This is a genomic window from Plesiomonas shigelloides, from assembly GCF_900087055.1.
Lineage (GTDB): Bacteria > Pseudomonadota > Gammaproteobacteria > Enterobacterales > CAMTGL01 > Plesiomonas > Plesiomonas shigelloides.
The window spans coordinates 3,316,784-3,331,243 of the sequence record NZ_LT575468.1; the positions used below are offsets into that span (position 1 = coordinate 3,316,784).

Consider the following 14,460-nt stretch of genomic DNA (forward strand, 5'->3'; position numbering starts at 1 on the left):
CTCAGGCTCCTAAGCCAAGGCGCTCACCGGCATACGAGCCGTCTTGCACTCGGCGCCACCAAGTTTCATTTTCCAGATACCAGATCACAGTTTTGCGGATCCCGCTTTCGAACGTCTCTTGCGGTACCCAACCCAGATCATGGGCGATCTTCGAGGCATCGATCGCATAGCGCAGATCATGGCCTGGACGATCCGCCACATAAGTGATCAGATCGCGATAGTGCGCCACACCGGCCGGCTTGTTTGGCACCAGCTCTTCCAACAGGTCACACAGGGTGTGTACCACGTCGATATTCTTGCGCTCGTTGTGACCACCAATGTTATAGGTCTCACCGACCGCGCCTTCCGTTGCCACTTTCACCAGCGCACGAGCATGATCTTCCACGTACAGCCAATCACGGATCTGCTCCCCCTTGCCATACACTGGCAATGGCTTACCGGCTAATGCATTTAAAATCATCAGCGGGATCAACTTTTCTGGGAAATGGAAAGGACCGTAGTTATTCGAGCAGTTGGTGATCAGCGTTGGCAAACCGTAGGTTCGACGCCACGCGCGGACCAGATGATCACTGGACGCTTTAGAGGCCGAATACGGGCTGCTTGGGGCGTACGGCGTGGTTTCAGTAAACAGCGAATCAGGACCTTCCAGATCGCCATACACCTCATCGGTGGAGATATGGTGGAAACGAAACGCCGCTTTCGCCTGTGGCTCCAGCGCATTCCAATAGTTACGCGCCGCTTCCAGCAGGGTATAGGTACCGATAATGTTGGTTTCGATAAACGCTGCCGGACCATCAATCGAGCGATCGACATGGCTTTCCGCCGCCAGATGCATCACCACATCTGGGCGATATTGAGCAAAAATACGCTCCATCGCGCTGCGATCGCAGATGTCTGCCTGCTCGAACTGATAGCGCGGGCTATCGCTGACACTGTTCAGTGACTCCAGATTGCCGGCATAGGTCAGCTTATCCAGATTGACCACGTGATACGGAGTATCTTGGATAATGTGGCGTACTACCGCCGAACCGATAAAACCTGCACCACCGGTTACCAGAATCGTTTTCACCGCCATACCCCCTTGGTATCCACTACCCAGCTCTGCGTCACTTGAGCAGGAGAAATGGCCTTGAACTGCTGATGGTCGACCAACAGCACCAATACATCGGCCTGCGCCAGCGCCTGCTCGGTCGACACCAACTCAACTTTGCCGTGCAGCTTTTTCGGCAGCTCATGCACGTTTGGCTCCACCGCCAATACCTGACCGGCATGCCAATCGGCGATCAGCTGGGTAATTTCCATCGCAGGGCTTTCACGCAGGTCATCGATATCCGGCTTAAATGCCAGTCCCAGACACGCAACCTTCACATCTTGCGCACGCTTACCGGTCGCGGTCAGGCACTCGGCTACCGCCAGTTTGGTTTTTTCCACCACCCAATGCGGCTTGCCGTCATTCACTTCACGCGCCACACGAATGAGGCGCGCCTCTTCTGGGTTTTGCGCCACGATAAACCATGGGTCAACCGCGATGCAGTGGCCGCCAACACCCGGTCCTGGCAGCAGGATATTCACGCGCGGATGGCGGTTAGCCAGACGGATCAGCTCCCATACGTTGATGCCTTGCTTATCACAGATCAGCGACAGCTCATTGGCAAACGCGATGTTGACATCACGGAAGCTGTTTTCAGTCAGCTTACACATCTCGGCGGTACGGGAGTTGGTGATCACGCACTCCCCTTTTACAAAGGTCTTGTACAGACTCGCGGCACGCTCAGAGCAGCGCGGAGTCATCCCGCCAATCACGCGGTCGTTTTGAATAAGCTCCACCATCACTTTGCCTGGCAGTACGCGCTCAGGGCAGTAGGCGATATTCACATCGGCCGCTTCACCGGCTTGTGGCGGGAAGCTTAAATCGCTGCGCGCATCCATCAGCCACTGCGCCATTTGCTCAGTCGCAGTCACTGGAGAGGTGGATTCCAAGATCACCAAATCGCCTTTTTTCAGCACCGGCGCAATCGACTTGGCTGCCGCTTCGACATAGGCCAGATCCGGCTCGTAATCACCTTTGAACGGCGTAGGCACCGCAATTAAAAACGCATCCGCTGGTTGTGGCTGGGTGCTAGCGCGCAGGAAACCACCCTCCACGGCGGCTTTCACTGCCAGATCCAAATCCGGCTCCACAATGTGAATTTTGCCCTGATTGATGGTATCAACGGCGTGCTGATTGATATCAATACCGATCACCTTTTTCTGGGCAGACGCGAATGCTGCCGCCGTTGGCAGACCGATATATCCCAAACCGATAACTGAAATGGTGTCAAAGCTCATGACTGGTCACCTGAATTAATCTTCAATGCTTCAAGAATTTGCGCGCAAGCCTGCCCGTTACCGTACGGGTTATGAGCACGGCTCATGCGGTGGTATTCATCATGGTCGGTCAGCAGACGTGATACTTCGCTGACGATCGTTTCAACTTTTGTCCCCACCAAACGCACCGTGCCGGCATCTACCGCTTCCGGGCGTTCGGTCGTATCCCGCAGCACCAATACCGGCTTGCCCAGTGACGGCGCTTCTTCTTGAATCCCACCGGAGTCGGTCAGGATCAGATAAGCACGGTTCATCAGGTAGACAAACGGCAAGTAATCTTGCGGGTCAATCAGGATCACGTTGTCGATGCCACGCAAAATGCGGTTCACCGGCTCACGGACATTCGGGTTTAGGTGCATCGGATAGAGAATTTGCGCCTCTGGATGCTGACGCGCAATCTCGGCCAGCGCATTACAGATCCGCTCAAATCCACCGCCAAAACTTTCACGGCGATGACCGGTGACCAGAATCAGTTTCTTATCGTCTTGCAAGAACGGATAACGCGCTTCGATGCTGGCCAGCAGCGCGGTATCTTGCTGCAGCTTATTGCGTACCCAAAACAGGGCATCAATCACCGTATTGCCGGTGACGAAAATATGCGCATCGGGAATATGCTCTTGCAGCAGGTTGTGACGCGAGGTTTCGGTCGGTGCAAAATGGAAACGGGCCAGATGGCCGGTCAGTTTACGGTTGCCCTCTTCCGGCCACGGTGAGTACAGGTTACCGGTACGCAGACCGGCTTCCACGTGCCCAACCGGAATTTGCTGATAAAACGCTGCCAAGCTGGCCGCCATCGTGGTGGTGGTATCACCATGCACCAACACCACATCTGGATTGAATTCGTTCAGTACCGGCTTCAGGCCTTCCAGAATACGACAGGTGATCTCGGTCAGGCCCTGACCGGGACGCATGATGTTGAGATCATAATCCGGTACGATCTCGAACAAGTGCAATACCTGATCCAGCATCTCGCGATGCTGCGCGGTGACACAAACTTTAGACTCAAACTCAGGATGTTGAGCCAGCGCGTGGACCAGCGGCGCCATTTTAATGGCTTCTGGACGGGTACCGAAAACGGTCAACACTTTCACAGCAATACTCTTTTGGTTGTCAGAGGATCTCACCACACACGTAGTCAAATCCGACATCAGGAGTACCGGACAACCGGCGCCCCTGCCTTCTTACGCAACAAATTAACGGGCAGCAATCCGCCGACCAATCGCAATCCCAGCACCGGTCATGCCACCAATCACACCCCACAGGATCAACAAGAACAGACGACGCGGCTTATCACGATTCACCGGCTCGACCGGAGTGCGCAGATAACGGAAGGTCTGAATATTCTGATCCAGTTTCGGTGCAATGGCTAACGCAGCCAGTACCGCTTTATTCTGGGCATAGTCCACATCGAAGTTAGCCGCTTGCATAGCTTCATCGGCGGTGGTTTTGCCATCTTGCTCACGTTGCAACAGCGCTTTATTCACTGACTCTTGACGCGAAACCAGTGCTTTCACGGATTGCAGCCGCGAAGCCCAACGGCCCGCCAAGTTAGCATCCAGCGCCGCCACCGCGCGCGCATTGGCAAACGCGATGTATTGCTTGAGTAAGTTGCTGGCATCAGCTGCAGTTTCCGCGCTCAAACGAATGCTGTCGAACGGGGTTTTCTTGTCATCTTTGGCCGTGAAGGTGATGTCGTTGATCAGATCATCGAGCAGTTGACCATCGGCACGTGCGTTGCCTTCAGTGCGGCTGCGGTAGTAATCGGTCTGCAACCAAAAATCACGACGGGTATCGTAGGAGCCCAGCTGCATGCGCAGCTCGTCATACGCTTCGTCTTGCACCGGTGGCAAGGTGACGTTGGCGGTATCCTGCACATCCAGTCCGCGCAGGAACTGCTGCTGCGCAAAATAGCTGCCCAGCTGCGTGGTCAATGGACGGTCGGTCATCGCGTTAGCGCTCCACTCCTCTTTCACCACATAGGAGTAAACCAACGCCAGCGCAGCAAACAGAACACCGGTACCGATGATCCACGCTTTACCTGACCACAAAATACGAAACAAGCCACGGATATCCAGTTCGTTATCCACAGTGCTATGTGTCTGTTCTGATACTTGCTTTATCACGGCGCTATAATCCTCGAATGGCGCAAAAACCCGTACACCTTAGAAATGCCGACCTACCCAGACTTTCAACCGGCGACGCATACGACGAACAAACCGGGTGGCAACCCACGCACGGCTGATACAGTATCCATAAACGATAAAGGTCACTAAAAACGCGGCCAACATCACCCACTCCGGCCAACCTAGCCACTCCCCCATGATGCCGAATGCTGCCAGTGCAGCAGCTAAACCCGTGATCAGCAAGAACGCTTGGCCGGAGGTAAAACCGGCGCGCATCACCATATGGTGAATATGCTGACGATCAGGGGAAAACGGGCTTTGACCCTTTTTAATGCGGCGATAGGTGATGGTGATCATGTCCATCAAGGGAATAGCGATCACCCACAACGCAGTGACCGGATTGAGCGGATGGCCTTGCCCTTGGGTACTTTGCAGCAACAACCACACCACGGTAAAACCAATCACGGTACTGCCGGCATCACCCATAAAGACTTTGAATTTGCGCCCCCACGGGATCCCGAGGTTAAGCAAAATATAGGGCAGCGTGGCGGCAATGATGGCAAAGCACCACAGCGCCAAATCGGGCTGCTTATCGAGGACAAACAAAACCCCAAGCGAGCCAAACGTCACGCAAGATAAGCCGCCCAGCAAGCCATCGATGCCGTCGACCATATTGAATGCATTGATCGCCGCCAACACCGCCAAGAGCGTCAGAACATAGCCGAATGGCCCTAGCACCAGCTCCCACGGACCAAAAATTTGGCCGAGACTGTTCAGATACAAGCCACCTGCGGTCATCATAATGATGGCGATAGTCGCCTGCACACAGGCGCGAATTTTTACGCTGATATCAAACCGGTCATCTAAAATACCGACCACCAGTAATACGCCAGCACACAACAGATATAAACCCGGCTGACGCAAATTATTCCAGTGCTGGATGAAAAAGAAGGCCATCCCAGCGAACACCGAAATACCGCCCACCAGCGGGATCAACCCATGGTGCAATTTACGGTAATTAGGTTTGTCCACCAGGCCAACTTTGCGTGCCACTTTGCGCGCGACAAACAGTGAAGCCAGTGAAAACAGAAATACAAAGAAAAGATCACTACTCATCATGAGCACGTCACTGCGAATAAAGTCCACCATCCATAGCCCTTGAGTGAGGTGCGCACCTGCACCCGATAAACTATTACTGCCATATAGACAAAAATGACGTTATGCCGCAATCATTCGGCCGGAATTACATCAGTCACTCCGCCAGCCTGAGAGCTTTTACCGCCCTTTGTCACAGGTCAGTCCATTCATATTACCGTGAATTTGAGCCGTGCGAAACGCGTCGCCGATCAGCGACAACCCCGTGTGCTAAAAGCAAAATTTGGCGACCAGAAAGCAAAAAAGCGTCGCCCGAAGGCGACGCTTTTTTCATGTGGAGTGATCTTTATCCGACCGAATTATGAACGCTTCATCATGTCGAAGAATTCATCGTTGGTCTTGGTCATCGCCAGCTTGTTGATCAGGAACTCCATCGCATCAATCTCACCCATTGGGTGTAAGATTTTGCGCAGGATCCACATCTTTTGCAGCTCTTCTGACGAGGTCAGCAGCTCTTCACGGCGGGTACCGGAGCGGTTGTAATCAATGGCTGGGAACACACGCTTCTCGGCAATCTTACGCGCCAAGTGCAGTTCCATGTTACCGGTGCCTTTGAACTCTTCGTAGATCACTTCGTCCATCTTCGAGCCGGTATCAACCAGCGCGGTGGCAATAATGGTCAGGCTACCGCCCTCTTCCACGTTACGTGCCGCACCGAAGAAACGCTTCGGACGATGCAGGGCATTCGCATCCACACCACCGGTCAGGACTTTACCGGACGCCGGTACTACGGTGTTATAGGCACGGGCCAGACGGGTGATGGAATCGAGCAGGATCACCACATCTTTTTTGTGCTCAACCAGACGCTTAGCCTTTTCAATCACCATCTCCGCCACTTGCACGTGACGGGAGGCAGGCTCATCAAAGGTGGACGCTACCACTTCACCGTTCACCAGACGTTGCATTTCAGTTACTTCTTCTGGACGCTCGTCAATCAGCAGCACCATCAGTACGCAGTCTGGATGGTTAGCGGAAATGCTCTGGGCAATGTTTTGCAGCAGCATGGTCTTACCGGCTTTCGGTGGTGCCACAATCAGGGCTCGCTGACCACAACCGATTGGCGACGCCAAATCCAGAACGCGGGCAGTTAAGTCTTCGGTAGAGCCATTACCACGCTCCATGCGCAAACGGCGATTAGCATGCAGTGGGGTTAAGTTTTCGAACAGGATCTTGTTGCGGGAGTTTTCCGGCTTGTCGTAGTTAACTTCGTTGACTTTCAGCAGGGCAAAATAGCGTTCGCCTTCTTTTGGCGGGCGGATTTTACCAGCAATGGTGTCACCTGTACGAAGATTGAAACGGCGGATTTGACTCGGGGAAACGTAGATATCATCAGGACCGGCAAGGTAGGAGCTGTCTGCGGATCGCAGGAAACCGAAACCATCCTGCAAAATCTCTAACACGCCATCACCAAAAATATCTTCACCGCTCTTGGCATGTTGTTTCAGGATGGCAAAGATAATGTCTTGTTTGCGCATCCGGGCCATATTTTCGAGGCCCATTGACTCCCCAAGCGCCACAAGCTCGGAGACAGGTGTATTTTTCAGTTCGGTAAGATTCATAACGATGGGTTCTTGATAGTGAACTCGGGGTAAGTCAATTACGATGATACTGGCGATACAAAGCATGCGGTGAGCACGCACCAGCTATCAGCAATAAGAAGAAAAGTTGCGTTTCAGCAGTAGGGATAAACTAGCATCAAATCAGAAATGCGTCTAGCGGTTGGTCAAATAAAATGCGCTGCCAACCGCTAAACGTGAGGCGTATTACAGGTGGGTGTCCAGGAACTCTTTCAGTTGAGTCTTAGACAGTGCGCCGACTTTGGTGGCGGCAACCGCACCGTTTTTAAACAGCAGCAGAGTCGGGATACCACGGATACCGTATTTTGGCGCCGTGTCGGTATTCTGATCGATGTTCAGTTTCGCTACCGTTACCTTACCTTGGTACTCAGTGGCGATCTCGTCCAGAATCGGGGCGATCATTTTGCAAGGACCACACCACTCTGCCCAGAAATCCACCAGTACCGGACCGGTTGCTTTGATTACATCGTTTTCAAAGCTGCTGTCGGTCAGCTGAACAATTTTATCGCTCATCTTCCACTCCCAAGTGTTATATCGCATTGTTGGTGTAACATTGACCAACAGTTGTTATTGACTTTATTTCAATGGATACGCTTTCGTAAAGCAAGAGTTAGCTGATATTCTATCACCTATGAGCAAAACACACTTAACTGAACAGAAATTCGCCGATTTCGGGTTGCATCCGGATGTCCTGCGTGCCTTGGCTCAGCAAGGGTTCCAATACTGCACACCAATCCAGGCGCTCGCACTGCCTTATTCTTTGGCAGGGCGTGACATCGCCGGTCAAGCTCAGACGGGTACAGGAAAAACCCTGGCTTTTCTGGCATCGACCTTCCACCACTTACTGACCCACCCAGCTGCCGCTGATCGTCAGATTAACCAACCACGGGCGCTGATCATGGCACCAACCCGTGAGCTGGCGATCCAGATCCACGCCGATGCTGAGACCTTGGCGCAGTCCACCGGTTTACGCCTTGGTTTGGCGTATGGCGGCGACGGCTACGACAAGCAGCTCAAAACGCTGGAAGCTGGGGTTGATATCCTGATCGGTACCACCGGCCGGATTATCGATTACCAGAAACAGAATATTATCAACATGGGTGCCATTCAGGTGATGGTTCTGGATGAAGCCGATCGGATGTTCGATCTCGGTTTTATTAAGGATATCCGTTATCTGCTGCGCCGCATGCCAAAACCGGATCAGCGTCTCAATATGCTGTTCTCCGCCACCTTGTCATACCGCGTACGTGAGCTGGCTTTCGAGCACATGCACAATGCCGAGTATGTGGAAGTGGAGCCGGAGCAAAAAACCGGCCATCGGATCAAAGAAGAGCTGTTCTATCCGTCGAACGAAGACAAAATGCGCCTGCTGCAGACTCTACTGGAAGAAGAGTGGCCGGATCGGTGCATTATTTTCGCCAACACCAAGCATCGCTGTGAAGATATCTGGGGCCATCTGGCTGCCGATGGTCACCGCGTCGGTCTGCTGACCGGTGATGTGGCACAGAAAAAGCGCATGCGCATTCTGGATGACTTCACCCAAGGCAATCTGGACATTCTGGTGGCAACCGATGTGGCGGCCCGTGGCCTGCACATTCCAGCCGTGACCCATGTGTTCAACTATGACCTGCCGGACGACTGCGAAGATTACGTGCACCGTATTGGCCGTACCGGCCGCGCCGGTGCCAGCGGTAACTCTATCAGCTTCGCCTGTGAAGAGTACGCGCTGAATCTACCGGCGATCGAAACCTATATCGAGCACAGCATTCCGGTCAGCAAATATGACCCAGATGCCCTGTTGCAAGAGCTGCCGGCACCGTTTCGCCTGCACCGTCAACACCGTCCTAACAACGGTCGTGGCGGTAATACCCAGCGTCGCCCGGGCAACCGTGGCCCACGTAAACGTCATCCGGCCTGAGTTTGACTCTGTATGATGAGTGCTGTCTCGCCTTGTTATGCCGCCATCGATTTGGGCTCCAACAGCTTCCATATGCTGGTGGTGCGCGAGGTGGCGGGGACTATCCAGACCATCGCGCGCATCAAGCGTAAGGTGCGTCTGGCGGCCGGTTTAGATCAGGATAACCGCCTGTCAGCCGAAGCCATTGAGCGCGGCTGCCAGTGTCTGGCGCTGTTTGCTGAGCGGCTACAAGATATTCCGCTGCAACACGTGCGGGTGGTCGCGACCGCGGCGCTGCGCAGTGCCTGTAACGCGGCGGAGTTTCTCGCCCCGGCGGAGCGCATTTTAGGTCACCCGATCGAGATCATTGCCGGTGAAGAAGAGGCGCGCCTGATTTATCAAGGCGTGGCGCACACCACCGGCGGCCCAGAGCAGCGTCTGGTGGTCGATATTGGCGGCGCCAGCACTGAGCTGATTGTCGGTGCTGGGGTACAACCGCAGCAGCTGGTCAGCCTGCACATGGGCTGCGTCACCTGGCTGGAGCGCTTTTTTGCCGATCGCCGTCTGTGCGCGCGCAATTTTGCCTCCGCCGAAGCGGCCGCGCGTGACGTGCTAGCGCCAATTGCCGAACAATACCGCGCTGCGCGCTGGCAGATTTGTGTCGGCGCCTCCGGTACCGTGCAAGCCTTGCAAGAGATTATGCAAGCACAAGGGATGGATGAACACATTACCTTGTCCAAGCTGTATCAACTGCGCGAACAGGCGATCCAGTGCTATAAGCTGGAAGAGCTGGAAATTGATGGCCTGACCCTCGACCGCGCACTGGTCTTCCCAAGCGGTTTGTCGATCCTGATTGCCATCTTTGAAACTCTTTCTATCCGTGAGATGACCTTGTCGGGCGGCGCCCTACGTGAAGGGTTGATCTACGGTATGCTCGGCTGCGTCGGCGAAGGCGATGTGCGAGCGCGCACCATGCGCGCCTTGCAGCAGCGTTACCAAATAGATACCGAACAAGCCTTGCGGGTGCGCAATACCGCCTGGCAATTGTTTGATCAGGTAGCCGATGACTGGCATTTGAGCCTGCTGAGCCGTGAGTTACTCGGCTATGTGGCCTTGGTACACGAAATTGGGCTGGGTATCGACTACAAACGCGCCCATGAACACGCCGCCTATCTGCTGGCAAACTCCGATGTGCCAGGGTTCACCCCAGCGCAACGTAAGCTGCTGGCCGCGCTGCTGTTTAACCAACGTGAGCAGCCGGACTTAACCCGTCTAGCTGGGCAAAACGCCTTGTCAGTCAGTGATGCGCTGAAGCTGTGCCGTTTACTGCGCTTGGCGATTATTCTGGCCTCGCGTCGCCGTGACGACACCCTGCCGCAAGTGCGGTTACAGGTAAGTGGTGAGCAATTGTGCCTGTATTTACCGGCCGGTTGGTTGCATCAGCATCCACTGCGCGCCGAAGATTTGCGTCAGGAAAGTCGCTGGATGAACAATCTGCATCTGCCTCTGTTGCTGCCGGAAGATACGCATTTTAGCAGTGGCGCTTGCTCGCATTAAGCATCACGGTTATGAGTGCTTAGCCTTCACTGAACAGCACAACAGACGATAAAAAAGCGGCCGGTGGCCGCTTTTTTTGTCCGCTGCGATAGCACGCGCAATTCGCCTCTTCGCGAACACGCACACCGCTACGCTTAGCGCTGCTCGTCACGCAGCCACTGGGCGGCTTGCTTAGCAAAGTAGGTCAAAATGCCATCGGCACCGGCCCGCTTGAAACACAGCAAGGATTCCATAATGGAATCGCGCTCTTTCAGCCAGCCGTTTTGGATTGCCGCCATGTGCATCGCGTACTCGCCAGAAACCTGATAGGCAAAGGTTGGCACTCCGAACTGATCTTTGACCCGCCGCACCACATCCAGATACGGCATGCCCGGTTTCACCATCACCATATCCGCGCCTTCTTGCAGATCTTGCGCCACTTCCTGCAACGCTTCATTGCTGTTGGCCGGATCCATCTGGTAAGTCTTCTTGTTACCGCCTTTGAGGTTACTGGATGAGCCAACCGCATCGCGGAACGGGCCGTAATAGCAAGAAGCATATTTGGCGGAATAAGCCATGATTTGGGTGTTCACAAATCCATTGGCTTCCAGCGCCTCACGAATCGCGCCGATGCGGCCGTCCATCATGTCACTTGGCGCAATCACATCAACTCCGGCCTCCGCTTGCGCCAGAGCTTGTTTCACCAGCACTTCGGTGGTGATGTCATTGAGCACGTAACCTTGCTCATCGATGATGCCATCCTGACCATGTACGGTATATGGGTCTAATGCCACATCGGTGATGATGCCAAGCTCGGGGTGACGCGCTTTCAGCGCCCGTACTGTTTCTTGTACCAGCCCTTGTGGGTTATAGGCTTCTTCCGCCAGCAGGGATTTTTTCTCCTGCCCGATCACCGGAAACAGGGCAATCGCCGGGATCCCCAACGCCACCAGCTCCGCGGCCTCTTCCAGCAATAAATCCAGCGATAAACGCTCAATCCCCGGCATGGACGATACCGCTTCACGGCGGTTTTCCCCTTCCAGAACAAACACCGGATAAATCAGATCATCGACGCTCAAACGATGTTCGGCCACCAGACGACGGCTAAAATCTTGATAGCGCACCCGGCGCAGACGACGACCCGGGAATGAACCGGGAATATTGATACTCATGCTCTTTCTCCTTTCCTGTACACTCACGCCGTTAGCGGCAGCCGGAACAAGGTGGCTGCATTGCGGGTGGTTTGCCGGGCTAATGCGTGCGGACATTCGCCGCGTAACGCTGCCACGGTGGATACAATATGTGGCAGTATGCCAGGTTCGTTGCGGCGGGATTTCGGCTTAGGTTGCAGATCCCGCGGCAGTAAATAAGGGGCATCGGTTTCCAGCAGCAGACGCTCGGCAGGAATGCGTTGTACCTGTTGGCGTAACAGCTCGCCACGGCGCTCATCGCACAGCCAACCGGTCACACCGATGGATAAACCCAATTCCAGTGCGCTATCTAAGTCTTGGTCACTGCCGGTAAAACAGTGCAAGACTCCACCACACAGCTGAGCACGATGCTCACGCAGCAAGGCAAAAAACGGCTCAAACGCATCGCGGCAGTGCAAAAATAGGGGCAGTTGCACCTCGGCAGCCAAGGCCAATTGCGCCGCAAAGGCAGCCAGTTGCTGCGGCCGTGGGGAGAAGTCGCGATTAAAGTCCAACCCACACTCCCCGACCGCAACCACTTCTTCGTGCTGATATAAGGCGCGTAAGCGCTGCGCGCTCTGGGCATCCCAGGTTTTAGCATCATGCGGATGCACGCCTGCGGTACACCACACGCGTTCGGGCGCCAGCGCTGTCATCGCTAGTGCTTGCTCGCTCTCGGCCAGTGAGGTACCGGTCACTAACAGCCCCTGTAACCCCGCTTGCCAGCTACGCGTCAGCACTGCTTCACGATCGCTAGCAAACTGACTGCTGGTTAAATTAACGCCGATATCAAACATTGCTTATCCTGCCCCAGCCATTGATGCTGATGTCGTGTTCGCCCCATTGAAAGCGATAACGGTCAATACGATAACAATCAATGCGGTAAAAATGCCCGGTTGTAAAAAGGCCGTCGTGATGACGGCCTCATAGGGTTGCGCTGGCAGCGCGGATGATTTCAACACGCGACTCGCCTCAATGGGAGGCATTAGCCTCTTCATCATCCGCCTCGCCTTCGGCGTCACGGCGCACGTAAAAACGTGAGCAGAACACCCCGAGTTCAAACAGCAAGCACATCGGGATCGCCAGCAAGGTCTGGGAAAACACATCCGGCGGCGTCAGTAGCATCGCGACCACAAACACGCCCACGATGATGTATGGCCGCTTCTTGCGCAGCTCATCGGCGGTGGTCACGCCACTCCAACACAACAGGACAATGGCGACCGGAATTTCAAACGCCAAGCCAAAGGCTAAAAATAGCCCCATCACAAAATCGAGATAGCTGTTGATGTCGGTGGCGATGGTCACCCCTTCCGGCGCCGTTTTGGTAAAGAAACCAAAAATCAGCGGGAACACCACATAATAGGCAAACACCATGCCCAGATAAAACAGCGCTGAGCTGGAAACCAGCAACGGCAGGATCAAACGCCGCTCATGGCGATACAAGGCCGGCGCAATAAAGCCCCATACCTGATACAGCACCAAAGGAGCGGCCAGAAAGACCGATACCAATAAGGTCAGTTTGATCGGGGCGATAAACGGTGAAGCCACTTCGGTGGCAATCATGCTGGCGCCATGCGGCATCCGCTCCACCAAGGGGGCGGACACCCACGCGTAGATATCGTTAGAGAACCACACCAGACAGAGGAAAATCACCAGAATACTGATGATGGCGCGCAGCAAACGGGTTCGCAACTCAATCAGGTGTGAGATTAAAGGCTGGGTATCTTCCACCGTCATGCCGGATCCCTCTTGTTATCACTCTGCAATGCAGGCTGAGCGGACGTAGACTTCGCTACCGCAGGCTCAACCGGTACCGCTACCGGCTCAGCGGAGGTCAACGGTTCATGCAAACCGGCCACCAGCAGCGGATGATCGCCCTCATCTTCTTCCTGCTCGGCCAATTCCGCGGCATTCGGTTGCAACGCGGCGCTCGCCGTTGACGCAAGGCTATCCGAAGTGGCCGTAGTCACGTCGGCAGCCGCCGACGCCGTGGCGTCACTGGCCGTAGCTGGCTCTGGCGAAGCCGCGGTTGGGCTGTTGGCATACGGACGCTGCACTGAGGCCGCCGCTTCTTTGAGCTCGCGCAGTGACGCATCGACCTCGGGAGCCAGATCCTTGAGGTTCATCTGCTCGGCTTTTTTCAGGTTCTCCTGCATCTCTTGCAGTTTGAGCTCCTGATTCAGTTCGTTCTGTACTGATGCCGCCATAGCACGGAAGGTACGTACCCAGCGCGCCACGGTGCGAACCGCGACCGGCAAGCGCTCAGGGCCGAGCACCACCAGACCGATCACCGCAATCAGTACCAGCTCCCAGAAACCGATATCAAACACAGCTTACACCTGCTCTTTGTTATTCTGGTTGCTCTGGCTCTTGTCGGCTGGCTCAGCGCTCTGGCTCTGATCGGCGATTTTCGGGTTAAAGTCAGCATCGGCCGCGTTATCAGACTGTGCTGGCTGTTGTGGTTTAGTCGGTTGCTCATCAGGATTGAGGGCTTTTTTGAAATCGCGCACCGCACCGCCCAGATCACCACCGATATTGCGCAGTTTCTTGGTGCCGAACAACAGCACTACGATCACCGCAATAATGAGTAATTGCCAAATACTGATCCCACCCAT

The 14,460-nt window shown here is 54.7% G+C and carries 15 protein-coding genes; 2 read left to right on the forward strand and 13 right to left on the reverse strand.

Going from position 1 to position 14,460, the window contains the following annotated elements; translation table 11 throughout:
* Window position 1: 1 nt before the first annotated feature.
* The 7 genes from rffG to trxA form a co-directional block, all read right to left on the reverse strand.
* Window positions 2–1,075, reverse strand: a complete 1,074-nt coding sequence (rffG, locus tag NCTC9997_RS14730; protein ID WP_177323824.1) for a dTDP-glucose 4,6-dehydratase — start codon at window positions 1,073–1,075, stop codon at window positions 2–4.
* Entirely contained in the window at window positions 1,066–2,328 is a 1,263-nt protein-coding gene (wecC, locus tag NCTC9997_RS14735; protein WP_064978348.1) for a UDP-N-acetyl-D-mannosamine dehydrogenase, read from the reverse strand. The genes rffG and wecC overlap by 10 nt, the downstream gene beginning before the upstream one ends.
* Complete coding sequence (gene wecB / locus NCTC9997_RS14740) at window positions 2,325–3,458, reverse strand: non-hydrolyzing UDP-N-acetylglucosamine 2-epimerase (RefSeq protein WP_010863063.1); 1,134 nt, start codon at window positions 3,456–3,458, stop codon at window positions 2,325–2,327. The genes wecC and wecB overlap by 4 nt, the downstream gene beginning before the upstream one ends.
* A 102-nt stretch (window positions 3,459–3,560) precedes the next feature.
* The gene (locus NCTC9997_RS14745) at window positions 3,561–4,490 is read right to left on the reverse strand and encodes a Wzz/FepE/Etk N-terminal domain-containing protein (protein WP_010863062.1); all 930 of its coding nucleotides are present in this window, start codon (window positions 4,488–4,490) and stop codon (window positions 3,561–3,563) included.
* 39 nt (window positions 4,491–4,529) lie between these two features.
* On the reverse strand, window positions 4,530–5,606 hold the full coding sequence (gene wecA / locus NCTC9997_RS14750) for a UDP-N-acetylglucosamine--undecaprenyl-phosphate N-acetylglucosaminephosphotransferase (protein ID WP_047709227.1): 1,077 nt from the start codon (window positions 5,604–5,606) through the stop codon (window positions 4,530–4,532).
* 338 nt (window positions 5,607–5,944) lie between these two features.
* Window positions 5,945–7,204, reverse strand: a complete 1,260-nt coding sequence (rho, locus tag NCTC9997_RS14755) for a transcription termination factor Rho (protein WP_010863060.1) — start codon at window positions 7,202–7,204, stop codon at window positions 5,945–5,947.
* Window positions 7,205–7,408: 204 nt separating this feature from the next.
* Entirely contained in the window at window positions 7,409–7,735 is a 327-nt protein-coding gene (gene trxA, locus NCTC9997_RS14760) for a thioredoxin TrxA (protein WP_010863059.1), read from the reverse strand.
* 118 nt (window positions 7,736–7,853) lie between these two features.
* Here trxA and rhlB point away from each other — a divergent pair, with 118 nt between their 5' ends.
* Together rhlB and gppA are read left to right on the forward strand one after the other, a co-directional pair.
* On the forward strand, window positions 7,854–9,140 hold the full coding sequence (gene rhlB, locus NCTC9997_RS14765; RefSeq protein WP_039045235.1) for an ATP-dependent RNA helicase RhlB: 1,287 nt from the start codon (window positions 7,854–7,856) through the stop codon (window positions 9,138–9,140).
* A gap of 12 nt (window positions 9,141–9,152) precedes the next feature.
* A complete protein-coding gene (gppA, locus tag NCTC9997_RS14770; protein WP_064978349.1) occupies window positions 9,153–10,676 on the forward strand; it encodes a guanosine-5'-triphosphate,3'-diphosphate diphosphatase in 1,524 nt (507 codons plus the stop codon).
* A 134-nt stretch (window positions 10,677–10,810) separates the two neighbouring features.
* Here the strand turns inward: gppA and hemB are convergent, their stop codons facing one another.
* Genes hemB through tatA form a run of 6 tightly spaced genes read right to left on the reverse strand, consistent with a single transcriptional unit; the run spans window position 10,811 to window position 14,460 of the window.
* Window positions 10,811–11,827, reverse strand: a complete 1,017-nt coding sequence (gene hemB / locus NCTC9997_RS14775) for a porphobilinogen synthase (RefSeq protein ID WP_064978350.1) — start codon at window positions 11,825–11,827, stop codon at window positions 10,811–10,813.
* 23 nt (window positions 11,828–11,850) lie between these two features.
* Window positions 11,851–12,642, reverse strand: a complete 792-nt coding sequence (locus NCTC9997_RS14780) for a TatD family hydrolase (RefSeq protein WP_064978351.1) — start codon at window positions 12,640–12,642, stop codon at window positions 11,851–11,853.
* 3 nt (window positions 12,643–12,645) lie between these two features.
* Window positions 12,646–12,807, reverse strand: coding sequence for a hypothetical protein (locus NCTC9997_RS14785; protein ID WP_167550145.1), 162 nt, complete (start codon window positions 12,805–12,807; stop codon window positions 12,646–12,648).
* Window positions 12,808–12,817: 10 nt separating this feature from the next.
* Window positions 12,818–13,582: a Sec-independent protein translocase subunit TatC gene (tatC, locus tag NCTC9997_RS14790; RefSeq protein WP_039045231.1), complete on the reverse strand. Its 765-nt coding sequence runs from the start codon at window positions 13,580–13,582 to the stop codon at window positions 12,818–12,820.
* Complete coding sequence (gene tatB / locus NCTC9997_RS14795; RefSeq protein ID WP_064978353.1) at window positions 13,579–14,175, reverse strand: Sec-independent protein translocase protein TatB; 597 nt, start codon at window positions 14,173–14,175, stop codon at window positions 13,579–13,581. Before tatB ends, tatC begins: the two co-directional genes overlap by 4 nt.
* A gap of 3 nt (window positions 14,176–14,178) precedes the next feature.
* Window positions 14,179–14,460, reverse strand: a complete 282-nt coding sequence (tatA, locus tag NCTC9997_RS14800) for a Sec-independent protein translocase subunit TatA (protein WP_064978354.1) — start codon at window positions 14,458–14,460, stop codon at window positions 14,179–14,181.

Coding starts and splice junctions, on each gene's coding strand:
- rffG (WP_177323824.1), bottom strand. CDS start 1,075: ATGGCGGTGAAAACGATTCTGGTAACCGGTGGTGCAGGTTTTATCGGT.
- wecC (WP_064978348.1), bottom strand. CDS start 2,328: ATGAGCTTTGACACCATTTCAGTTATCGGTTTGGGATATATCGGTCTG.
- wecA (WP_047709227.1), bottom strand. CDS start 5,606: ATGAGTAGTGATCTTTTCTTTGTATTTCTGTTTTCACTGGCTTCACTG.
- rho (WP_010863060.1), bottom strand. CDS start 7,204: ATGAATCTTACCGAACTGAAAAATACACCTGTCTCCGAGCTTGTGGCG.
- trxA (WP_010863059.1), bottom strand. CDS start 7,735: ATGAGCGATAAAATTGTTCAGCTGACCGACAGCAGCTTTGAAAACGAT.
- rhlB (WP_039045235.1), top strand. CDS start 7,854: ATGAGCAAAACACACTTAACTGAACAGAAATTCGCCGATTTCGGGTTG.
- gppA (WP_064978349.1), top strand. CDS start 9,153: ATGATGAGTGCTGTCTCGCCTTGTTATGCCGCCATCGATTTGGGCTCC.
- hemB (WP_064978350.1), bottom strand. CDS start 11,827: ATGAGTATCAATATTCCCGGTTCATTCCCGGGTCGTCGTCTGCGCCGG.
- NCTC9997_RS14780 (WP_064978351.1), bottom strand. CDS start 12,642: ATGTTTGATATCGGCGTTAATTTAACCAGCAGTCAGTTTGCTAGCGAT.
- tatC (WP_039045231.1), bottom strand. CDS start 13,582: ATGACGGTGGAAGATACCCAGCCTTTAATCTCACACCTGATTGAGTTG.
- tatA (WP_064978354.1), bottom strand. CDS start 14,460: ATGGGTGGGATCAGTATTTGGCAATTACTCATTATTGCGGTGATCGTA.